Origin of the sequence: Paenibacillus antarcticus (assembly GCF_001637225.1) — a bacterium.
Classification (GTDB): domain Bacteria; phylum Bacillota; class Bacilli; order Paenibacillales; family Paenibacillaceae; genus Paenibacillus_AQ; species Paenibacillus_AQ antarcticus.
The window spans coordinates 42,121-63,513 of the sequence record NZ_LVJI01000028.1; the positions used below are offsets into that span (position 1 = coordinate 42,121).

Below are 21,393 nucleotides of genomic sequence, written 5' to 3' on the forward strand. Positions count from 1 at the left end.
AGGAGCATACGAAACATGAGAATGCACCTCTTGGTAGAGCATGTTCTTCGCACTGCGGAAGAACAGGGCCTATGGCTCCCTCACGATACCATTATAGTCGCAGTCTCCGGCGGACCGGATTCTGTGGCTCTTTTGCATATTATGCATGAAATATCACAACGCCATATGCCATTGAAGCTCATATGCGCTCATGTCCATCATGGTTTTCGAGTGGAATCGGATGAAGAGGCTCTGATGGTGGAGCATATGGCAGCTAAGCTCGATATTCCATTTGTAATGGAGGCTGTTGATGTTCCTGCTTATATGATAAAAAGTGGAAAAGGTACTCAGGAGGCCGCAAGGGATAAAAGATATGAGTTTCTTATTAAAACAGCTATGAAATATGGTGCCCGTTCTATCGCAACGGCCCATCATGCGGACGATCAAGCAGAAACGGTTCTTCTTCATCTATTACGAGGAAGTGGTCCATCTGGTCTTATTGGCATGAAGTTTAATAGAATGATAAAAAATGTGGAACTTATCCGTCCTCTTTTACGTATATACAAAACAGCCTTGGTTGATGTATGTGAAAACGAAGGTCTAGTGTACGCCATTGATGAGAGTAACTTGCAAACGAAGTATCGACGTAATGAGATCCGTCTGGATATACTCCCTTTTTTAGGGCAATATAATGGACAGATTACACAGGCTTTGAATCAATTATCCAATGTAATGACCGCTGAGGACGATTATATGGAGCAGGCAGCTGCGAAGTTGTACCATGAATTGGTGCGTAAAGTCGGTGAAAGGTTCACCTTTAGCGTATCTTCCTTTTCAGACCTACATGTCGCTTTACAACGGAGGTTGATTAAACTAATATTAAATTACATGTCAGTGGACTCTGAGCTCACTGATTATAACAAGATCGAGACCCTTCGCGATGCCATAACACAGAAAGCTCCTTCGACGTGGAGCCGAGACCTAGGTGGGGGATTCGTCTGTATACAGGAATATGATGTCGTTACATTTCAGCCTAAGTCATTTATGCAGAGAGTAAGGTATACATATCAACTTAATGCAGTTGTACCCGAACTTAAGGTAAGCGAAATTGGGAAGATCTTGAGAATGGTAGTCTATTCGAGAGAACAGAAGTCATGGTCACGAGCTGAATTACAAGGTCACGAAGCGGTGTTTGACGCAGATCAATTATCTTTGCCCTTGACCTTGCGATGTAGGCAGGATGGCGATACCATGAAAGTGATGGGATTAAACGGTAGCAAAAAGGTGAAGGATATCCTTATGGATGATAAAGTGCCTCCATCCATACGTGCTCAAATTCCTATGATCGTTGATGGTAATAACCAAATGGTTTGGATACCAGGAATACGACGATCTATCCATGCACCTGTCAATCAGCATACGACTTCTATTCTTCATATGTCTCTTGAAGATGCATAAGCGCAACAAATTGGTTAATAGTAATGGTTGGTGTAATACTTTCATAGTTTAACGTAGGGGGTTCAGTCAGTTGCAGAATGATATACTAGAAGTACTCATCAGTGAAGAAGACATCCGGGAGAAGGTTGCAGAACTCGGACGTAAGTTAAGTGCCGAATATGCAGGTCGTAATCCTCTTGTGATATGCGTTCTAAAAGGTGCCTTTATTTTTATGGCAGATTTGGTTAAGACGATAACAGTGCCGATTGAACTTGATTTTATGGCAGTGTCTAGTTATGGGGCAGCCACTAAATCAACGGGCATTGTCAAAATCATTAAAGATCTAGACGTTCCTGTTGAAGGACGGGATGTATTGATCGTAGAAGATATTATCGATAGTGGACTTACACTAAGTTACCTCATTGAAATGCTAAATAATCGTAATGCAAAATCTACACGAGTCGTTACGTTATTTGACAAACCAGTTGGCCGTACGGTAGATTTACAAGCAGATTATACAGGATTTATACTACCTGATGCTTTCGTAGTCGGTTATGGTTTAGATTTTGCAGAGAAGTACCGGAACCTACCTTATGTAGGTGTACTTAAACCGGAAATTTACACAACTTAATACAGTTTATTTATAACTTCTTGTCAGATGCCTCTATTGAGACATACTGGCAGGTTATGGTAAAATAACTTAGTGTCTTGAGAGGAGGTAGGGGATGAATCGGTTCATCCGTAATTCTGGTTTTTATTTGATTCTATTTTTAGTCGTGGTGGGTATTGTACAATTCCTCAGCAATAGTAATGAAGCCGCTGATGCCCCTAAATATAACCAGTTACGCCAGCAGATTCAGGCTGATAACATCGCTGAGATGGAAGCGCAATTTGATAATTACGCCTATCTAGTGACTGGTAAATATAAGAAGGCACCAGAAGGTAAGTCTGATAGTTTCATGACTTATATTCCTGGAACTGAGTTTGCAGTGAATGAAATGACTGAAGCGAGTGCTAAGAACGGTTTCAGCTTTGCAGTGAAGCCGATGGAAGGTCAGAGTATTTGGTTAACATTACTGTCCTCCTTTGTTCCATTGATTCTTATGTTCGTTCTCTTCTTCTTCATATTCAATCAATCGCAAGGCGGCGGCGGCAAAGTGATGAACTTTGGCAAGAGCAAAGCCCGGTTATATAATGAAGAGAAGAAGAAAGTCTCATTTGAGGACGTTGCAGGTGCTGATGAAGAGAAACAAGAGCTCGTTGAAATTGTTGACTTCTTGAAAGATCCTCGTAAATTTGCAGCTGTAGGTGCTCGTATTCCTAAAGGGGTACTACTAGTAGGACCTCCGGGAACAGGTAAAACGTTGTTAGCTCGTGCAGTCGCAGGGGAAGCGGGAGTACCTTTCTTTAGTATTTCAGGTTCTGACTTTGTAGAAATGTTCGTTGGGGTAGGAGCTTCACGTGTTCGCGATTTGTTCGAGAATGCGAAGAAGAATGCACCATGTATTATCTTTATTGATGAAATTGATGCTGTAGGACGTCAACGTGGCGCTGGTCTAGGTGGCGGACATGATGAACGTGAACAGACACTCAATCAGTTACTTGTAGAAATGGACGGTTTTGGTGGTAATGAAGGTATTATTATCGTTGCTGCAACCAACCGTGCTGACATATTAGATCCGGCATTGCTACGTCCCGGACGTTTCGACCGTCAAATTACGGTAGATCGCCCAGATGTTAAGGGTCGCGAAGCAGTATTGAAAGTACATGCACGTAATAAACCAATGACAGAAGATGTAAGAATGGATGTCATTGCTAAGCGTACGACTGGATTCAGCGGTGCAGATTTGGAGAATTTACTTAATGAATCTGCCTTGATTGCTGCACGTCGTAATCGTAAAGATATCTCGATGGATGAAGTAGATGAAGCCATTGATCGTATCATTGTAGGAACACAGAAACGTAGTCGTGTCATCAGTGATCGCGAGAAACGAATTGTTGCCTATCATGAAGCAGGTCATACGATTGCAGGTTATTTCTTAGAACATGCCGATACGGTTCACAAGGTTACAATCATCCCGCGCGGACGCGCAGGCGGATATGTGATCATGCTTCCGAAGGAAGATCGTATGCTTGTTACGAAGAACGAATTGCTGGATAGAGTTACAGGGCTCCTTGCTGGACGTGTAGCAGAAGAAATTTTCATCGGAGAAATTGGTACAGGTGCTTACAGTGACTTCCAACAAGCCACAGGCATTGTACGTAGCATGATCATGGAATACGGGATGAGCGAAAAGCTCGGACCAATGCAGTTCGGTTCTTCTCAGGGTCAAGTATTCCTTGGAAGAGATATTGGACACGAGCAGAATTATAGTGATTCTATCGCATATGAAATTGATCAGGAAATGCAGTATTTCACCAACTACTGTTACAACCGTTGTAAGGACTTGTTGATCAAACATTCAAAAGAAATGCATCTTATTGCAAATACCCTATTGGAAGTAGAAACCTTGGAAATTGATCAGATTAAACAACTGATTGAAACCGGATCTATTTCAGATAAGGTTGCTAAGTCTACTGAGACTACACCAACCGAAGTGGGTACGCCAATAGTAGAAACTGTGGGTGATGTTACGGTTCGCATTCTTCCTAAGAGTGATGAAACAGACGTAACTCCGACAGGAGATATTCCAAACACGACTTCGATACCGAATTCAGTTGATCGTGATTCTAACGATCCTAGCGATTCAGGCAATGAAGGCGGAACACCACCAGAAATTAAATAGTGATTAGTGTATTTTCTAATCATGTGAGAACCCCGTATAACATGAACGTGTTATACGGGGTTCTTTTTTTTGTAGGGGTGGTTGAGTTGATTGACAGAGTGGTGAACGTTGTGTAAATTAGTTGTTAAACAACAAAGACCTTCTTGGTTGGACTTGATTGGTAAGTAAGAGAATATATTAGATTAGCATGACATATGTGATTGATAAATGATGGGTACATATAGAGGGGGAAATACGTATGGAAGCTCTCGCACTAGAGCGTAAGGCGGAACAGAATAGAGAACTGCGCGAACGACTCATGGAATTAAAGAAAGAACGGAATGCCATTATTTTAGCTCATTATTATCAACGTGACGAAATACAAGAAGTAGCAGATTTTCGCGGCGATTCATTTCTACTTGCACAAAAGGCTGCTCAGACGGATGCAGAGGTTATTGTATTCTGTGGTGTACATTTCATGGGGGAAAGTGCCAAGATTCTTGCGCCCAATAAGACAGTATTAATACCTGATGAACGCGCAGGGTGTCCTATGGCCGACATGGTCAATGTAGATGGACTTCGGAAGCTGAAAGCACAACATCCTAACGCTAAGGTTGTCACGTATATAAATTCTTCTGCAGAAATCAAGGCGGAGACAGATATTTGCTGTACGTCAGCTAATGCGGTTAGAGTAATTCAGTCTGTTGATTCGGACGAAATCATCTGGGTACCTGATAAAAACTTAGGTCATTATGTGCAGCAACACACTGACAAGAAGTTAATTATCTGGGAAGGTTATTGTAATACGCATGATATGCTAACTGTCAAAGATGTATATGAAATGAAGGCTAAGTATCCAGATGCTCCATTTGTTGTTCATCCGGAGTGCAGACCTGAAGTGGTTGAATTAGGAGATTTCGTAGGAAGTACTACAGCTATTCTAGAATATTGTAAGAAATCAGATGTGAAACAATTTATTGTAGGCACTGAGGATGGAACAGGGTTCCAGCTTCGTCTAGATAGTCCTGATAAGACCTTCCACTTCGCAACTAAGTTTTTAGTATGTCCTAATATGAAGGTTAATAATCTTAAGAAATTGGTGAAGTGTCTAGAGACGATGAAGCCACAGATCTATGTACCACCGGCTATTGCCGATAAAGCACGGATTTCCCTAGAGCGCATGTTACAGGTTAAGTAGCATGCGCTACTCTTTCTCTTAAGACAGGTGAACAAAGTTATGATTCCACGGTATTTGGTAGATTTCGATCTAGCGTCTCTTCCAAAAGTTAAGACAGACGTTATCGTGATTGGATCGGGTATAGCCGGTTTATTCACAGCCATTAAGGCGGGTAAGGATCGTCAAGTATTAATGATTACTAAGAATGCTTTGCTTGAGAGTAATACTCGTTATGCACAAGGGGGAATAGCCGCTGTTATATCAGAGGATGATTCACCAGCCTTCCATCGAGCCGATACACTGCTCGCGGGGGCTGGTCTTTGTTCTTCTGATGCTGTTGATATCCTTGTGAATGAGGGACCGTTAGGGGTTAAAGAACTCATTGCATTAGGAACGACATTTGATGAGGATAATGGAGAGTTAGCACTCACACAGGAAGGTGCACATAGTCACCGGCGGATTTTGCATGCCAATGGAGATGCGACTGGGTTTGAGATTGTTAGGGCCTTATCTGAGCAAGTCATCAAAAAGGACAATATTGAAGTGTGGGACAACCATTTCGTCTTGGATATTATTACAGATGATGGCGTATGTATTGGTGTGCTTGTTCAGGGGCCCGGTGGAAAGCGTATCTTCGTTCAGGGAGATGCGACAATTCTGTGTTCCGGAGGGACCGGTCAGTTGTACCGGTATACAACGAATCCTGAAGTTGCAACAGCTGATGGCATAGCGATGGCCTATCGTGCTGGAGCTAAAATACGTGATATGGAGTTCCTTCAATTTCATCCAACATCACTCTGTTACCCAGGAGCTCCGCGGTTTCTAATATCGGAGGCTGTGCGTGGTGAAGGGGCCATTCTGCGTAATATTAAAGGTGAGCGTTTCATGAGCAAATACCATGAAATGCTTGAACTTGCACCAAGAGATATCGTAGCTCGGGCGATTGTAAGCGAAATGGAGGAAACGAAGTCTACTTTCATTTATTTAGATATAACGCATGAGACAGCGGATATGATCAAGCACCGGTTTCCAACGATTCTTGAGACGTGTATGGTATATGGATTAGATATGACAACAGACTGGATTCCCGTAGCACCTGCTGCACATTATATGATGGGTGGCGTGCAGACAGATTTGAGTGGTGAAAGTAACATTTCACGCTTGTTTGCATGTGGGGAAGCATCATCGACTGGAGTTCATGGTGCTAATCGATTAGCAAGTAATTCTTTGTCAGAAGCGATTGTGTTTGGAAGCCGAATAGTGCATCGAATTAGGGAACTTTCGCCCCTGAATTGGTCAGGAGGCTCACTCGTGGTAGACTGTAATCGGGTAGATGTTCCAATGCAGGCGATGGTAGAGAAACGCTTGAAGCTACAAAAAGTCATGGTACGTTATGCGGGTCTTCGTCGCGATGAAGAGTCATTATCGAAGGGGCTTGAGGAACTACGTCGTCAGCTACCTATTTTTCAATCGGCGTTGTTTAAGAAAGAAGAATTCGAATTTGCTAATATGTTGACGTGCTCATTGCTTATTACGCAGGCTGCCCTGGCACGTAAAGAAAGTCGAGGTGCACATTATCGGTCTGATTATCCTGAACGGGATGACTTGAATTGGCGTAAGCATCTGTTACAGCAACGTGAGCACGAGATCGTGGGGGAATTCAGTGATGATGTTTAATGGATACAATGAAAATTTGGTAGAATCGATACGTCTTTGGTTGAGAGAAGATGTTGGATCAGGCGATATCTCGTCTCTTGCAACGATATCTGTAGATCATGAGTCTAAAGGGATTATTCATGCCAAAGAAGACGGTATTATCGCCGGAATTCCGGTATCAAAGTTGGTGTTTGAAATCGTGGATCCATCACTTTCCTTTGTGTCCCATGTGGAAGAGGGTCAATCCGTCACCAAAGGAACTATTATTGCAGAGGTTGAGGGAAGTACACATAGCATTCTGACAGGTGAACGATTGGCACTGAATTTGTTACAGCGGTTGTCTGGTATTGCTACAAAGACGAGTCAGTTCATGGATGTGATAGAAGGGTTACCTACGCGACTTGTGGACACACGTAAGACGACACCAGGGCACCGTATGCTTGAGAAGTATGCTGTGAGAGTTGGTGGCGGAGCGAATCATAGATTCGGCTTATATGATGCTGTCATGATTAAGGACAATCATATCAAGGGTGCGGGTGGTATTACACAAGCAGTGAGTCGTGCTCGGGATTATATTCCACATACGATGACAATTGAAGTAGAGGCTGAGAATTTAGAGCAGGTAAAAGAAGCGATTTCCGCTGGGGCTGATATTATTATGTTAGATAATATGAGCCATAGTCTTATGAAGCAGGCTGTTGCAATTATCCGTTCACAGGTGCCGCATGTCAAAATAGAGGCATCAGGTAACGTATCTTTACATACGATTCGGGGAATTGCTGAGTGTGGAGTAGATATTATCTCGGTTGGACAGCTGACATATTCTTTTAATAGTTTAGATATCAGTTTGGATCTTAATGCGAAGAAGGAGGGTCAGACTTCATGATTCTTGTAGTAGACATAGGCAATACAAATATCGTATTAGGGATCTATAACAATCGGGAGTTGGTCCATCATTTCCGACTGGGTACGACTCGTCAATCTACAGTAGATGAGTACGGCGTTATGATCTTTAATCTTTTTCGGATGTCCGATATTTCAGTTAAGGATATCGAAGGTGTGATCATATCTTCGGTAGTTCCACCTTTAGTCAATGTCTTTGAAGAAATGTGTCAGAAATTCATTTATAAAATACCATTGGTGGTTGGACCCGGGATTAAAACAGGTTTAAATTTGCGTTACGAAAATCCGCGTGAAGTGGGTGCAGATCGTATTGTAAATGCTGTTGCTGCGGTGAATCAATATAAAGGACCTCTGGTAGTTGTTGATTTCGGTACAGCTACTACATTTGATTGTATTGATGCGAAGGGTAACTATCTTGGTGGGGCCATTGTACCTGGGATAGGAATAGCCACAGAAGCGTTATATCAACGCGCATCGAAGCTTCCTCGAATTGAGTTGGAGAAGCCTAAGAAGGTTATTGGTCGCAATACGATTCACGCTATGCAGGCGGGTATTATTTTTGGATATGCCGGGCAGGTCGATGGTATTGTCGAACGTATAAAGGTTGAGATGGAAGCACCAAATCTGAAGGTAGTTGCTACAGGGGGATTGGCTGAACTGATTGCAAGTGAGACGAAATGCATACAAGAGGTCAATTCCATGCTTACACTTGAGGGGCTACGTTTAATATACGAACGTAACCAATAGGCTAAGCAATGTAATATGTACAAATAATAATGGAATACACATGATGATATAAACAAATAGGCAGAGGAGGCCATATGAACATGGTCCACAAAAAAGATCGATTAATCCGAGGAACAGCTATGAATGGTCATGTTCGTGCCTTAGTGGTGCGTACGACAACTTTAGTAGAAGATCTTCGCCAACGACATGACACTTGGCCAACGGCTACAGCAGCTATGGGACGTACCTTGACTGCGGCAGCGATGATGGGTGCCATGCTTAAAGGGAAAGAGAAATTAAACATTCAGATAAAAGGTGATGGACCGATAGGGCAAGTCGTAGCAGAGGCGAATGCAAATGGAGAAATCAGTGGGTATGTAGCCAATCCTCATGTTCATCTGCCAAGTAACAGTCTAGGAAAGCTCGATGTGGCAGGAGCCGTAGGGCGCAGTGGTTTCGTATATGTGACTAAAGATCAAGGGTTAAAAGATGTGTATACAGGTAGCACTCCAATCATTTCAGGTGAGATCGCTGAAGATATGACCTATTATTTCGCAGTTTCAGAACAGACGCCGTCTGCAGTTGGATTAGGTGTGTTGGTAGGAACAGATAATGAGGTTTTGGAGGCAGGAGGTTTCATTATTCAGCTGTTGCCAGGATTGAGTGATGATGAAATTAATGCGATTGAGCACGCGGTTAGTGGGCTTCCACCAATCACGACTTTAATGGAGCAAGGTTTGGATTTGGAAGATATGCTTCAAAAGTTACTACCTGATGCGGTAGTTCTAGAAGAAATGGATCTTCAATTCAAGTGTCAATGCTCTAAGGAACGAGTGGAGAATACACTTATTAGTCTAGGACAAACCGATCTTGAAGAAATCATTGAAGAAGACGGCAAGGCAGAGGTTGTGTGCCATTTCTGTAATGAAAAGTACTCTTTTGATAAAGCAGAACTTCAACAAATTTTAGAACAAGCCAAGTAATGGCATTCATATGATGAAGATCAAGAGAGAGAAGAGGGCGCTGTGGGTCGTCAATATCATCTTAACGATAGGGCTCCTTTTCATGGGCTGCTTGATTATATTTCGTGGTCTAGGACCAGTAGGTGAGGAACACAAGCTTCCAAATGGGGAATTTTCGGTAGCTTACTTCAATGAAGAAGCGATCACCAATAGTGAATGGGAGCAGGAGCTAAAGCGTAAGTATGGGCAGGAAGTATTAATTCATATGTTGAACCGCAAAGCGGTATTTGAGGAAGCAAATGTACGGGATATTCATATCTCTCCTGATGAAGTCACTAGACAATTGAAGAAGGATATGATGGGTTATGATTCGGAAAAAGCATACTATGATGAGATGGAGACACAATTGGGTCTTTCACCTGAAGATGTTGCGGATGAGATGAGTTACAGGTTAACGCTAGAACAATTAGCCATAGCAGATATTCATGTTTCAGATGAGGACATTGACAATTATCGTGAGGAGAATGGAGATCAATTCGAGGCGCGTAAACAGTTTCAACTCTCGGTCATTAAAATAGCGAGCCAAGAGGAAGCTGAGGATGTACTAGATCAACTCGAAAAGGGTGCTGACTTCACGGAAATGGTTAAGGAATATTCAACAGACGTAAGTAGTCGTGACCAAGAGGGAAAGATTGCCCCAGTAGAGTCGAATGATCCATTCTTACCTAAGGAAATGTTAGATGCGGCGGGTTTGTTACAACTCAACGACATCTCCGGACCTTTTCAGTGGGGTGAGGATTATGTTGTTATTCAACTGACGGGTATCCTTATAGAAGAACAGGAAGATACAGAACATATTCGTGAATCTATTCGTAAACGTCTTGCGCTTAATGAAGCGATGCCACTTACTGATTTAGAAAAGCTACTTAGGGATAAATACAAAGTTAGAATAGTTGCCATTAATGGGCTATAATTCTTTTAAATAAATACTTTTGGGCACCTATGTTGAATATACATTGAATATGTTAATGAAGGCTAATGATATGTAGTGGGATACATTGATGAACAGTGGATGTTAGCTGTTAGCAATGTATAAGGATACTTTGACTTAACAGCAGTTGATGGCTGTTAGCAATGTATCAGGATACTTTGATTGAACAGCAAATAGTGGCTGTGCTCAAAGTATCCTTTTTTTGTATGTGCTCTGTTGACAAGGTACGTTGAGGTTTGATAATATGAAGATACAAAAACCAACTGAAATACTCGGATATATCAGGGGACATAGACACTATTTAAACTGTCGAAGGTTTGTTTCCTTATCATACAACTAGATGAAATGACTCTGGCATGCTCGTAATTATAACCATTATTCTAGGGAGGCTTTATTTATGGCAAAGGTCGTTAATAATGTAACTGAATTAATCGGAGGAACACCGCTTGTCCGCTTGAACCGTCTATCAACTGAAGATAGCGCAGAAATTTACCTTAAACTTGAATATCAGAATCCAGGTTCAAGTGTTAAAGACCGTATTGCGATAAGTATTGTTGAAGAAGCTGAGAAAGATGGTAGTCTTAAGCCAGGCGGAACTATCGTTGAAGCCACGAGTGGTAACACTGGAATTGGGTTGGCAATGGTAGCTGCTGCAAAAGGTTATAAAGCTGTTATCGTAATGCCTGAGACGATGAGCTTAGAGCGTCGCAACTTGTTACGTGCTTATGGTGCTGAGCTTGTTCTGACTCCAGGGTCGGAAGGTATGAATGGGGCCGTTACTAAGGCGGAAGCCATTGTAAAAGAAAACCCTAGCTACTTCATGGCAGAGCAATTTAAGAACCAAGCCAATGTGAAGATTCACCGCGAAACAACAGGACCAGAAATTGTAGAGGCAATTGACTCTATCGGTGGAACACTAGATGCCTTCGTAGCTGGAATTGGTACAGGCGGAACGATCTCTGGTGCTGGTGAAGTGTTGAAGAAACAATATCCGGACATTAAGATTTATGCAGTAGAACCTGCTGCTTCACCAATTTTGGCAGGTGGTAAACCAGGTCCTCATAAGATTCAAGGATTAGGTGCTAACTTTATTCCTGAGATTCTGAACCAAGATATATACGATGAAATCATTCACGTAGAGAATGAGGAAGCTTTTGAAGTTGCGCGTCGTATAGCGACAGAAGAAGGTATTCTATCGGGTATTTCTTCAGGTGCTGCAGTATCTGCTGCGCTTAAAGTAGCTAAACAGTTAGGTAAGGGCAAACGTGTTGTCGTTATTATTCCTAGTAACGGAGAACGTTACCTCAGCACGCCATTATACAATTTCGAAGGTTAATATCTGTTTTTAATATAATTATGAGTCTGACCCCTATTGCCATTAATATTGGTAATAGGGGTTTTTATATAATGAAATCACTCGGGTCTTTTCAAAATAGCTATAACTAAAGTATACTGACAAGCAGTTTAACAATCCTTTTATGAATTGAAGCATGAGTAATACTTACTAATACGAAATAACTATCCAAGTGAGTTTATATGAATCTAATCAAGAAGTAACGCTATAAAAAGACTAAAGTATATGCTTCCGATGTAAGTTTTTTCGGAAGTATATTAAGAAGTAATGCTAAAAAAAATTTAGGAGGCCACAACATGAATACAAATGTGTTAACTTCACTTGCACAATGGGAACAGTGGGCGATTGATGGGTGGAGCGTACTGCCATATCTTGTACGGATGAAGGGAAAGGGCTTACCGCAAACATGGACACGAGCGTGGGAAGCCTCATCTCCTTATGCCGTAGTATTGGAGAGTGGTAAGAGTGGTCGATATACGTATCTGGGTCTTAATCCTACTTCTGTTATATCGGGAAAAGGAAACGAAGCGAGCTTACGTAATCCTCAAACAGGTGAAATTGAAATTGTGAAGGGGGCACCTCTACAGGTTTTGGAGCAATGGATGGCTCCTTATCACAGTCCTCAAATGGCTAATGAGGACTATCCTCCTTTTCTAGGGGGATGCGTTGGATTTATGGGGTATGATGTCGTCCGTTCTTTAGAGAGGCTTCCTTCATGGGCAGAAGATGAGCCGGCATTTCCTGATTATATGTGGATGAGAATGGAAGAGGTATGGATTTATGATAATAAGGATCAGGTTGTTTACTGTGCAGTTCATATGCCTTTAAATAACGTAGATACATCGTTAGCGGAGGGTGCGTTACCTTTGAATGGCAGTATCGACTTCACGTTGAAAACATTGTTTGAGGAAGCTCAAGATAGAGCTGTTGGCATGATGACATTATGGGCTTCTTTTAGTGAGGTTGGACCGGATGGTGTTCCAATTGGGGAGGCAGAGAGGAATCATCGCTTGAAACAATTGGACAAGTTGGAGGAGCAAGAGCGAATCCCACAAGGGAGTAACTCCCCAAATGAGACATGGCCAGGAATGACAGCCCAATTTTCCCAGGACTCTTTTGAGAAAGCGGTGGTGCGTATTCAGGAATACATTCGCCAAGGAGACGTCTTTCAAGTTAATCTGTCGTTGCGCCAGGAGAAAGAATTACACTCATCTCCAGAACAAATTTATGAATGGCTTCGTTTATTGAATCCTTCTCCATATATGGGTTTGCTAAGATCACCTGGGTTCTCCCTCGTTAGTGGTTCCCCGGAATTGTTAGTGAAGGTACATGGGAATAAGGTGAGTGCTCGTCCTATTGCGGGTACAAGACGAAGAGGGATCACAACAGAAGAAGACGCTGTAATGGCAGAAGAACTATATATGAACGAAAAAGAACGCGCTGAACATATCATGTTAGTTGATCTAGAACGTAACGATATTGGTCGTATAGCAGCTTATGGTTCTGTGCATGTACCTGAGCTTATGACGATCGAATATTATTCTCATGTTATGCATCTCGTCTCTCAAATAGAAGGTAGCTTGGCATCTGGGAAAGATGTTTATGAGGTCATTGCAGCACTTTTCCCAGGAGGAACTATAACGGGTGCACCAAAAATTCGAACGATGGAAATTATAGAGGAACTTGAGCCGGTCCGTCGTGGACCGTATACCGGGTCTATGGGGTGGATTGACTATAATGGTAATATGGAATTAAATATTATTATTAGAACATTAGCCGTACAAGACGGAAAAGGATACATTCAAGCTGGAGCAGGTATTGTGGTAGACTCTGATCCTTATCGTGAATACCGTGAGTGCCATAATAAAGCTAAGGCGATGATTAAGGCAGTGTTATGTAGTGAAGAGGAAATAGCCGTAAGTAGATAAATCGAACGAAAGAATGTGTTGCCTACATGTTACTATAGGGTGTTAAGCATGTACTTTCGTTTCAATTTATTTAGCGGCGTATAAGGGGGATATACACATGATATTAGTACTCGATAACTATGATTCTTTTACTTACAATTTGGTTCAGTACTTGGGTGAATTAGGTCAGGAGGTAAAAGTATATCGCAATGATGAGATTGATATCGAGGGTATTAAGAAACTTGCACCTGATCATATCTTGATCTCACCAGGACCGTGTACACCTAACGAAGCAGGTATTAGTCTTGAAGTGATTCAGGAGTTCAAGGGAATTATTCCAATCTTCGGCGTATGTTTGGGTCATCAAGCGATTGGCCAAGCTTTTGGAGGGAAGGTTATTCGTGCAGAGCGATTAATGCACGGCAAGACTTCACCAATGCATCATAAGGGCACCTCTGTATTCGAAGGACTACCGTCACCTTTCACAGCTACAAGATATCATTCATTACTGGTGGAGCGGGAGAGCTTGCCAGATTGTCTGGAGATTACAGCTGAGACGGAAGAAGGCGAGATTATGGGTCTACGCCACAAGGAATATCCAATCGAGGGTGTACAATTCCATCCTGAGTCTATCATTACCGACCACGGACATCAGATGCTTCGTAATTTTCTTCAGCATTCTCAAGTAAAGAAAGCATGACCTTTATCGGAGTCAATTACGATATTGTAGATGCTAAGGATGCAAAGGTGTCTGTGATGGATCACGGATTTCTCTATGGGATGGGACTGTTCGAGACGTTTCGTACCTATAATGGTGTACCCTTTTTGTTAGATAAACATCTAAAGAGGCTCTCAGAAGATTGTCGTTATTTGGGGATTCCCTATGAAATTGATCTGGAGTCTACAGCTGCATGGATTGCTACTGTGATGAAAGCCAATAGCTTGGAAGAGGCGTATATCCGATATACAGTTAGTGCGGGTGAGGATGTACTGGGATTGCCTACAGAAGACTACAACTGCCCTAACCACTTCCTTATCGTTAAAGAGCTCCCTAAGATGCCTTCTGAACTTTACCGTGATGGAAAAGGTCTACAAAGACTGCATACCCGTCGGAATACGCCTGAGGGGCCAATCCGCTTTAAATCGTTGCACTATATGAATAATATATTAGCGAAGCGGGAGTTGATGACCTATCCTGCGACAATACGATATTCATCTGAAGGAATCATGCTGAATGGACAGGGTTTCGTGGCGGAGGGGGTCGTCAGTAACTTGTTTTTTGTTCGACAAGGTTCTCTGTACACCCCCCATTTGGATACTGGTATATTACCGGGAATCACTAGAGAAATTGTGATGGAGCTGTCCTTGGACATTGGCCTACGATGTGAAGAAGGTTGGTATACATGGGACGATTTGACGAATGCCGAAGAAATATGGATGACTAGCTCTATTCAGGAGTTAGTACCTGTGACTACACTTCTGTTGGAAGACGGCTCCCATATCGTGATAGGTAATGGCACTGCTGGACCTACAACAACTAGACTTCTACAATTATATCGAGAGAAAGCGGGCAGTGTCTAAATGAAGACGAAGATCTATGAACGAACTTATGAGTGCGGAGAAACGGAATTAAAATTGGGCCAATCCACCCTTATTATGGGGATATTAAATGTTACGCCGGATTCTTTTTCTGACGGTGGACAATATACGAATACGGAACGTGCTGTTCAACATGCTCTTCAGATGATGGAAGATGGGGCTGACATAATTGATATAGGTGGGGAGTCCACTCGACCTGGATCGGTTGAGGTTGGGGTGGATGAGGAACTGGCGCGGATTATTCCTGTAATAGAAGCGATTCATCGCGTGGCTCCTCATATCCCTATTTCGGTAGATACGTATAAAGCGGAGGTAGCACGGCAAGCCGTTTATGCAGGTGCCCATATCATAAATGATATTTGGAGAGGTATAGGCGATCCTCAGATGTTAGCTACGGTAGCGGAACTCGCTGTCCCTATTATTCTGATGCATAACCGGCACGATCAGAATTATAACAACCTGATCCCGGATATGATTGAAGATTTGAAACAAAGCATCACGCTGGCGCTTCAAGCGGGTGTGAACGGGGATAACATTATTCTTGATCCTGGGATTGGTTTTGCAAAAGATTATGTAGAGAATATGCGTGTTATGGTCGAACTTGATGCATTAGGCCAACTAGGATATCCAGTGTTGCTCGCCACCTCTAGGAAGAAGTTTATCCGAACAGCTCTTGATCTACCTGTGGATGATGTTATTGAGGGGACGGCAGCAACAGTAGCTTTTGGGATTGCACAAGGTTGTCAAATTGTAAGGGTACACGATGTGTCTTCTATAAAACGAACGGTCCAAATGTGTGACGCCATGTTGTATGGATCCATCACTAGGGAATAATCCAGTAATAATACAATCAGAACATATTAAGGAGTGGCTACAAAAATGGATAAAATGGTTATGCACCGTATGGAGTATTACGGATATCATGGAGTTTTCGAAGAAGAGAGAAGACTTGGGCAACGGTATTATATTGATTTAGAACTAGACATGGATCTTCGTGAAGCGGGAGAGCAGGATGATTTAACCAAGACCATTAATTATGCTGATATCCATGTTCTTGTGAAGGGAATCGTCGAGAATAAATCCTTCCAATTGATTGAGGCTTTAGGAGAAGCCATTGCATCCTCGTTATTAGACACTTATACTAGAATCAACGCATTAACGGTCAAAGTGACCAAACCGCATCCTCCGTTTGACATTCATTTTCAAGGAGTTACGGTGGAGCTGTCCAGAACAAGAAAGTGAGAATCCATCATGAAGTCACATTCCACCTCTGAGTCATCAGAGGCTTATATTGCTTTAGGGGCTAATTTAGGGGACCGCGAAGGTACCTTAATGGAAGCCGTACATCGTCTCCATAAGCATCAACAAATTACCGTCCTACGGGGCTCGAATCTTTATGAGACTGAGCCTGTAGGGTATTTAGATCAGCCTCATTTTCTCAATATGGTGGTTGCCGTAAACACCGATCTAGATCCTCATGCTCTTCTAAAAGTCATGCAAGAGATTGAACGAGAGCTTGGTCGTGTTCGGCACACGCATTGGGGCCCACGTACGGTAGACTTGGATCTTCTATGGATGGAGGGAATGGTTGAGGACACACTCGACCTCATTTTGCCGCATCCCCGAATGGAAGAACGGGCATTTGTTCTTATCCCATTGCATGACATTCTACCTTCTGAAGAAACCTCTGGTTTGCATAGCGTAGTTAAGACAGCACTTGAGAGACTGGATGGAAAGGAAGGGATACAACTATGGAGAACTTACAACTGGCAGCCCGAATCCGTGCTTTCAGAAAGCTAAAAGGTTACACGCAACAACAATTAGCTTCTAAGATGGGGATATCTCTTGCCATATTAGGAGAAATTGAACGGGGTAATCGGTATGTAGATGATCAAATTTTAAATAAAATTTCAGAAGTTTTGGATATCTCAATTTCCGAACTAATGAATATTTCGTCATAGTAAGTCAATGGAACTTAGGATCACACTTTCGATGTAGATTTAATCGAAGTGAATTCAAGAAGGCACACAATAAAAAAACTTGGGGGTTCATTGCATGCTAAAGATTGGCGATATTGAAATGAAGAACCAAGTCGTGCTTGCCCCCATGGCGGGTGTATGTAATCCAGCGTTCCGCTTGATCGCGAAAGATTTTGGCGCGGGACTCGTATGCGCGGAAATGGTTAGTGGCAAGGCCATTGTCCATGGTAATAAACGTACCCAGGATATGTTGTTTGTTGACGAACGGGAGAAGCCGCTAAGTTTGCAGATTTTTGGGGGAGACCGTGAATCGCTGGTAGAAGCAGCAAAGGTCGTAGATAAAGAAACCAACGCTGATATTATTGACATTAATATGGGGTGCCCTGCTCCAAAAGTAACTAAGATTGACGCAGGAGCTCGTTGGCTTTTGGATCCGAAAAAAATATATGAGATGGTATCTGCTGTTGTGGATGCGGTTGATAAACCGGTTACGGTGAAGATGCGTACGGGTTGGGATAGCGAGCATATCTATGCTGTAGAGAATGCTCAAGCAATCGAACGCGCAGGTGGTAAGGGTGTTAGTATTCATGGCAGAACAAGAGAACAACACTATACGGGACACGCCAACTGGGACATCATTAGAGATGTGAAACAATCTGTAGGCATTCCAGTGATAGGTAATGGTGATGTTGTTACGCCTGAAGACGCACGTCGTATGCTGGATCAGACTGGATGCGATGGCGTTATGATTGGTCGCGGAGCACTAGGGAACCCTTGGATGTTATATCGCACGATTCAGTATTTGCAGACAGGTGAGCTTGTGGCAGAACCAGCAGCTGGAGAGAAGATCAAAATTGCTGTTATTCACATGGACCGCTTAATAGCTATGAGGGGTGAGCATATCGCGGTTCGTGAAATGCGTAAACACTTAGCATGGTATTTGAAGGGTCTGAAAGGTTCGGCTCGGATCAAAGACCTTATCATGGAAGAAACTAAACGTGATGAAATGGTGAAAATGCTAGAAGATTTCGTCGGAGGATTGGATCAAGAAGGTGAGACTAATGGCGATTTATCGGCGGTCTTCGCAGCTATGCAATAATCTTAAACAGGTTACGAGGGAACTGCATTGACATTTTGAAATGGTTACCATATACTTTTGCAGTATAAATTCGACTCAATTGTTAATCTCAGCAGCAGAGGAATGTTCTGATTCCTCAAGATTTGCATATAGTGGTTTTCATAAGTATAGGTAATCATTTAAAATATTCACATGACAGGAGAATCGGTAATGGGCGATAAAGAAGTCATTCTTACACAAGAAGGTCTTAAGAAGTTAGAGGACGAACTAGAACAACTTAAATCTGTGAAACGTCGTGAGATTGCTGAACGGATAAAGGTTGCCATTGGTTATGGCGATATCAGTGAGAACTCGGAATATGAAGATGCGAAGAATGAACAAGCCTTTATTGAAGGACGTGTAATTACGCTTGAGAAATTACTGCGTAATGCTCGCATCATTAACAACGATGATGTTAATACGGATTCTGTAGGTGTTGGTGTTACGGTAACTGTTGAAGATGTGGAGTTTGGTGACAAGATGGAATACCTCATTGTAGGTACAGCCGAGTCTGATCCACTAAACAACAAAATCTCGAACGAAAGTCCAGTTGGTAAAGCTATTCTTGGTAAACAAAGAGGGGCTATCGTTGATGTCAATGTTCCCGCTGGTGTTGTTCAATATAAGATTATCGACATCCGCAAGGTATAATGAGTGAGGATTGTTTTAAAAGGCTTCCCATGGGAAGCCTTTTTTAAAATATATGAATAGTAGAAAATGTCGTTACTTCGTCTATTATGGAATCTGAAGTTTTTTATAACTGGATGAAACAGGACCTACTAGATGGTAAGCAAGGATTTAGAACAGTCATAACAATGGCTAAATCGTAAGGGATACGAAGGAGATGGAGTTAGATGTCGGAAGAGATCGTGAATCAGGAGAACGAACTTAGCGAATTGCTACAGATTCGTCATAACAAATTGGACGAGCTACGTGGAATGGGTTTAGATCCATTTGGTAAAAAATATAACAGAACACACCATGCAGGTGAGTTGGTAGCTGAATATGATTCATTTACGAATGAAGAATTAGAAGAAAAGGCCGTTCAAGTCAGTATTGCTGGCCGGATTATGGCTAAACGTGGAATGGGTAAAGCTATTTTTGCTCAAATTCAAGATCTTAGTGGAAAAATCCAAATATACGTACGTCAAGACTCCATACCTGAAGTGAAATTCAGTGCGTTCCGATTGTTTGATCTTGGGGACATTATCGGTGTAACTGGGCAAATGTTTAAAACAAAAACTGGAGAGACTTCAATCAAAGTAGATGATGTGGAGATACTTTCGAAGTCATTGTATCCATTGCCTGATAAATACCATGGTCTAAAAGATGTAGAACTTCGTTATCGTCAACGTTATGTTGATTTGATGATTAACCCAGATGTACAACAGACATTCATTTTGCGCTCTAAAATCATTCAATCCATGCGTCGTTATTTAGATTCACTTGGTTATTTAGAAGTGGAGACACCGACATTACACACGATTGCTGGTGGTGCAGCTGCGAAACCTTTTACAACACACCACAATGCGCTTGATATGGATCTATATATGCGTATCGCCATCGAGCTTCATTTGAAACGCCTTATTGTTGGTGGTTTTGAAAAAGTATATGAAATCGGACGCGTATACCGTAACGAAGGTATTTCGACTCGTCACAACCCTGAATTTACAATGATCGAGTTGTACGAGGCGTATGCTGATTATAAAGATATTATGAATTTGACTGAAACGATGGTTGCTCATATTGCTCAGGAAGTCTTGGGTACAACGGTTATTGATTATCAAGGTGTAGAAGTCGATTTGACGCCATCATGGCGTCGAGTGTCTATGGTGGATGCGGTTAAAGAAGTAACTGGTGTAGACTTTAGCGTTCATATGACAGACGAAGAAGCACGTAATCTGGCAAAAGAACATAAAGTACCTGTAGAAGCACATAATAAGTTTGGTCATATTCTAAATGCCTTCTTTGAACAATTCGTTGAAGAGACATTGATTCAACCAACATTTATTACGGGTCATCCTGTTGAAATTTCTCCACTTGCGAAACGTAATGAAGAAGATCCAAGGTTTACGGATCGTTTTGAGTTATTTGTGGTTGCGAGAGAACATGCGAATGCATTCACTGAGTTAAATGATCCGATTGATCAACGTCAGCGTTTTGAAGCTCAAATGACGGAGCGTGAGCAAGGTAACGATGAAGCTCATGAAATGGATGATGACTTTATCCGTGCACTTGAGTATGGTATGCCTCCAACAGGTGGACTTGGAATTGGTATTGACCGTTTGGTGATGTTGTTGACCAACGCAGCGTCTATCCGTGATGTTCTTCTCTTCCCTCATATGCGTACTCAAAAAGATAACTAAGGTTGAGTCGTTAAGAGGTTAGTCAGGATAAATAGTATGTAAATTACCGGATTAACTTCCTTTTGGGAAGGTGAATCCGGTTTTCTCTTTATATATAATAGTTTAAATTTAATTATTTCAAAAAAAGGGTTGCATTCATTTGCATGCCGTGATATATTATTAGTCCGGCCAACAAATAACACATTTGTTGAATCGGCAAGCCAATATCGAATGAAACTTAAATCGAAAAAAAGCTTGCATAAACGAACCGGACATGATATGATATAGAAGTTGTCGCCGAGAACATGCGGTGCTAACAAAACGAAATAATTGGTCTTTGAAAACTGAACAACGAGTGAGTAGATTTTGCGATAAGTGAAATCAAAACAAATGAGAAATCATTTGATAGAGAATGTAAATTCTCGCCAGTTTGTTTCAAAATGAGCATTTCGCTCTTTCTAAATACCAATTTGGAGAGTTTGATCCTGGCTCAGGA

At 42.0% G+C, this 21,393-nt stretch carries 20 protein-coding genes; all 20 read left to right on the plus strand.

The genetic code is table 11. The annotated features are described in order from the left end of the window. Nucleotides 1–15: 15 nt before the first annotated feature. The 20 genes from tilS to lysS all read left to right on the plus strand — a co-directional run bounded on the left by tilS (nt 16) and on the right by lysS (nt 20,918). Nucleotides 16–1,437 carry a tRNA lysidine(34) synthetase TilS gene (gene tilS, locus PBAT_RS18340; protein ID WP_068651628.1) on the plus strand — a complete coding sequence of 474 codons (1,422 nt, stop codon included), beginning with the start codon at nt 16–18 and terminating at the stop codon, nt 1,435–1,437. Between the two features lie 70 nt (nt 1,438–1,507). After that, the gene (hpt, locus tag PBAT_RS18345) at nt 1,508–2,047 is read left to right on the plus strand and encodes a hypoxanthine phosphoribosyltransferase (protein WP_068592304.1); all 540 of its coding nucleotides are present in this window, start codon (nt 1,508–1,510) and stop codon (nt 2,045–2,047) included. A gap of 94 nt (nt 2,048–2,141) precedes the next feature. After that, nucleotides 2,142–4,202 (plus strand): ATP-dependent zinc metalloprotease FtsH, encoded by a 2,061-nt coding sequence (ftsH, locus tag PBAT_RS18350; protein ID WP_068651630.1) that lies wholly within the window; start codon nt 2,142–2,144, stop codon nt 4,200–4,202. Nucleotides 4,203–4,440: 238 nt separating this feature from the next. Beyond that, nucleotides 4,441–5,379 (plus strand): quinolinate synthase NadA, encoded by a 939-nt coding sequence (gene nadA / locus PBAT_RS18355; protein WP_068592297.1) that lies wholly within the window; start codon nt 4,441–4,443, stop codon nt 5,377–5,379. A gap of 39 nt (nt 5,380–5,418) precedes the next feature. Continuing rightward, nucleotides 5,419–7,035: an L-aspartate oxidase gene (gene nadB, locus PBAT_RS18360; RefSeq protein ID WP_068651632.1), complete on the plus strand. Its 1,617-nt coding sequence runs from the start codon at nt 5,419–5,421 to the stop codon at nt 7,033–7,035. Next, a complete protein-coding gene (gene nadC, locus PBAT_RS18365) occupies nt 7,025–7,900 on the plus strand; it encodes a carboxylating nicotinate-nucleotide diphosphorylase (protein ID WP_068651634.1) in 876 nt (291 codons plus the stop codon). Before nadB ends, nadC begins: the two co-directional genes overlap by 11 nt. Then, entirely contained in the window at nt 7,897–8,664 is a 768-nt protein-coding gene (locus PBAT_RS18370) for a type III pantothenate kinase (protein ID WP_068651637.1), read from the plus strand. Before nadC ends, PBAT_RS18370 begins: the two co-directional genes overlap by 4 nt. A gap of 80 nt (nt 8,665–8,744) precedes the next feature. Further along, the gene (gene hslO, locus PBAT_RS18375; RefSeq protein ID WP_068651639.1) at nt 8,745–9,626 is read left to right on the plus strand and encodes an Hsp33 family molecular chaperone HslO; all 882 of its coding nucleotides are present in this window, start codon (nt 8,745–8,747) and stop codon (nt 9,624–9,626) included. A gap of 13 nt (nt 9,627–9,639) precedes the next feature. Continuing rightward, nucleotides 9,640–10,578 carry a peptidyl-prolyl cis-trans isomerase gene (locus PBAT_RS18380; RefSeq protein WP_169810133.1) on the plus strand — a complete coding sequence of 313 codons (939 nt, stop codon included), beginning with the start codon at nt 9,640–9,642 and terminating at the stop codon, nt 10,576–10,578. A gap of 415 nt (nt 10,579–10,993) precedes the next feature. Beyond that, on the plus strand, nt 10,994–11,932 hold the full coding sequence (gene cysK / locus PBAT_RS18385; protein ID WP_068651641.1) for a cysteine synthase A: 939 nt from the start codon (nt 10,994–10,996) through the stop codon (nt 11,930–11,932). Nucleotides 11,933–12,246: 314 nt separating this feature from the next. Then, a complete protein-coding gene (locus PBAT_RS18390) occupies nt 12,247–13,878 on the plus strand; it encodes an anthranilate synthase component I family protein (protein ID WP_068651643.1) in 1,632 nt (543 codons plus the stop codon). A 97-nt stretch (nt 13,879–13,975) separates the two neighbouring features. After that, nucleotides 13,976–14,557, plus strand: coding sequence for an aminodeoxychorismate/anthranilate synthase component II (gene pabA, locus PBAT_RS18395; RefSeq protein WP_068651645.1), 582 nt, complete (start codon nt 13,976–13,978; stop codon nt 14,555–14,557). Beyond that, nucleotides 14,554–15,438, plus strand: coding sequence for an aminotransferase class IV (locus tag PBAT_RS18400; RefSeq protein WP_068651647.1), 885 nt, complete (start codon nt 14,554–14,556; stop codon nt 15,436–15,438). Before pabA ends, PBAT_RS18400 begins: the two co-directional genes overlap by 4 nt. Beyond that, entirely contained in the window at nt 15,439–16,290 is an 852-nt protein-coding gene (folP, locus tag PBAT_RS18405) for a dihydropteroate synthase (RefSeq protein WP_068651649.1), read from the plus strand. Between the two features lie 45 nt (nt 16,291–16,335). Continuing rightward, a complete protein-coding gene (gene folB / locus PBAT_RS18410) occupies nt 16,336–16,698 on the plus strand; it encodes a dihydroneopterin aldolase (protein WP_068651651.1) in 363 nt (120 codons plus the stop codon). Between the two features lie 9 nt (nt 16,699–16,707). Next, nucleotides 16,708–17,256: a 2-amino-4-hydroxy-6-hydroxymethyldihydropteridine diphosphokinase gene (folK, locus tag PBAT_RS18415; protein ID WP_068651653.1), complete on the plus strand. Its 549-nt coding sequence runs from the start codon at nt 16,708–16,710 to the stop codon at nt 17,254–17,256. Continuing rightward, complete coding sequence (locus PBAT_RS24870) at nt 17,208–17,417, plus strand: helix-turn-helix domain-containing protein (protein WP_084403228.1); 210 nt, start codon at nt 17,208–17,210, stop codon at nt 17,415–17,417. The genes folK and PBAT_RS24870 overlap by 49 nt, the downstream gene beginning before the upstream one ends. Nucleotides 17,418–17,511: 94 nt before the next feature. Beyond that, entirely contained in the window at nt 17,512–18,534 is a 1,023-nt protein-coding gene (gene dusB, locus PBAT_RS18420; protein WP_068592271.1) for a tRNA dihydrouridine synthase DusB, read from the plus strand. Between the two features lie 189 nt (nt 18,535–18,723). Continuing rightward, the gene (gene greA, locus PBAT_RS18425; RefSeq protein WP_068651655.1) at nt 18,724–19,203 is read left to right on the plus strand and encodes a transcription elongation factor GreA; all 480 of its coding nucleotides are present in this window, start codon (nt 18,724–18,726) and stop codon (nt 19,201–19,203) included. Nucleotides 19,204–19,406: 203 nt separating this feature from the next. Further along, the gene (gene lysS / locus PBAT_RS18430) at nt 19,407–20,918 is read left to right on the plus strand and encodes a lysine--tRNA ligase (protein WP_068651657.1); all 1,512 of its coding nucleotides are present in this window, start codon (nt 19,407–19,409) and stop codon (nt 20,916–20,918) included. Nucleotides 20,919–21,393 lie beyond the last annotated feature (475 nt).

What these genes read in the sequence shown, in the direction of transcription:
- PBAT_RS18380 (WP_169810133.1), top strand. Translation starts at nt 9,640, where the DNA reads ATGAAGATCAAGAGAGAGAAGAGGGCGCTGTGGGTCGTCAATATCATC.
- dusB (WP_068592271.1), top strand. Translation starts at nt 17,512, where the DNA reads ATGCTAAAGATTGGCGATATTGAAATGAAGAACCAAGTCGTGCTTGCC.
- hslO (WP_068651639.1), top strand. Translation starts at nt 8,745, where the DNA reads ATGGTCCACAAAAAAGATCGATTAATCCGAGGAACAGCTATGAATGGT.
- tilS (WP_068651628.1), top strand. Translation starts at nt 16, where the DNA reads ATGAGAATGCACCTCTTGGTAGAGCATGTTCTTCGCACTGCGGAAGAA.
- folP (WP_068651649.1), top strand. Translation starts at nt 15,439, where the DNA reads ATGAAGACGAAGATCTATGAACGAACTTATGAGTGCGGAGAAACGGAA.
- nadC (WP_068651634.1), top strand. Translation starts at nt 7,025, where the DNA reads ATGATGTTTAATGGATACAATGAAAATTTGGTAGAATCGATACGTCTT.
- nadB (WP_068651632.1), top strand. Translation starts at nt 5,419, where the DNA reads ATGATTCCACGGTATTTGGTAGATTTCGATCTAGCGTCTCTTCCAAAA.
- PBAT_RS18390 (WP_068651643.1), top strand. Translation starts at nt 12,247, where the DNA reads ATGAATACAAATGTGTTAACTTCACTTGCACAATGGGAACAGTGGGCG.
- pabA (WP_068651645.1), top strand. Translation starts at nt 13,976, where the DNA reads ATGATATTAGTACTCGATAACTATGATTCTTTTACTTACAATTTGGTT.
- lysS (WP_068651657.1), top strand. Translation starts at nt 19,407, where the DNA reads ATGTCGGAAGAGATCGTGAATCAGGAGAACGAACTTAGCGAATTGCTA.
- cysK (WP_068651641.1), top strand. Translation starts at nt 10,994, where the DNA reads ATGGCAAAGGTCGTTAATAATGTAACTGAATTAATCGGAGGAACACCG.
- greA (WP_068651655.1), top strand. Translation starts at nt 18,724, where the DNA reads ATGGGCGATAAAGAAGTCATTCTTACACAAGAAGGTCTTAAGAAGTTA.
- nadA (WP_068592297.1), top strand. Translation starts at nt 4,441, where the DNA reads ATGGAAGCTCTCGCACTAGAGCGTAAGGCGGAACAGAATAGAGAACTG.
- PBAT_RS18400 (WP_068651647.1), top strand. Translation starts at nt 14,554, where the DNA reads ATGACCTTTATCGGAGTCAATTACGATATTGTAGATGCTAAGGATGCA.
- folK (WP_068651653.1), top strand. Translation starts at nt 16,708, where the DNA reads ATGAAGTCACATTCCACCTCTGAGTCATCAGAGGCTTATATTGCTTTA.
- folB (WP_068651651.1), top strand. Translation starts at nt 16,336, where the DNA reads ATGGATAAAATGGTTATGCACCGTATGGAGTATTACGGATATCATGGA.
- ftsH (WP_068651630.1), top strand. Translation starts at nt 2,142, where the DNA reads ATGAATCGGTTCATCCGTAATTCTGGTTTTTATTTGATTCTATTTTTA.
- PBAT_RS18370 (WP_068651637.1), top strand. Translation starts at nt 7,897, where the DNA reads ATGATTCTTGTAGTAGACATAGGCAATACAAATATCGTATTAGGGATC.
- PBAT_RS24870 (WP_084403228.1), top strand. Translation starts at nt 17,208, where the DNA reads ATGGAGAACTTACAACTGGCAGCCCGAATCCGTGCTTTCAGAAAGCTA.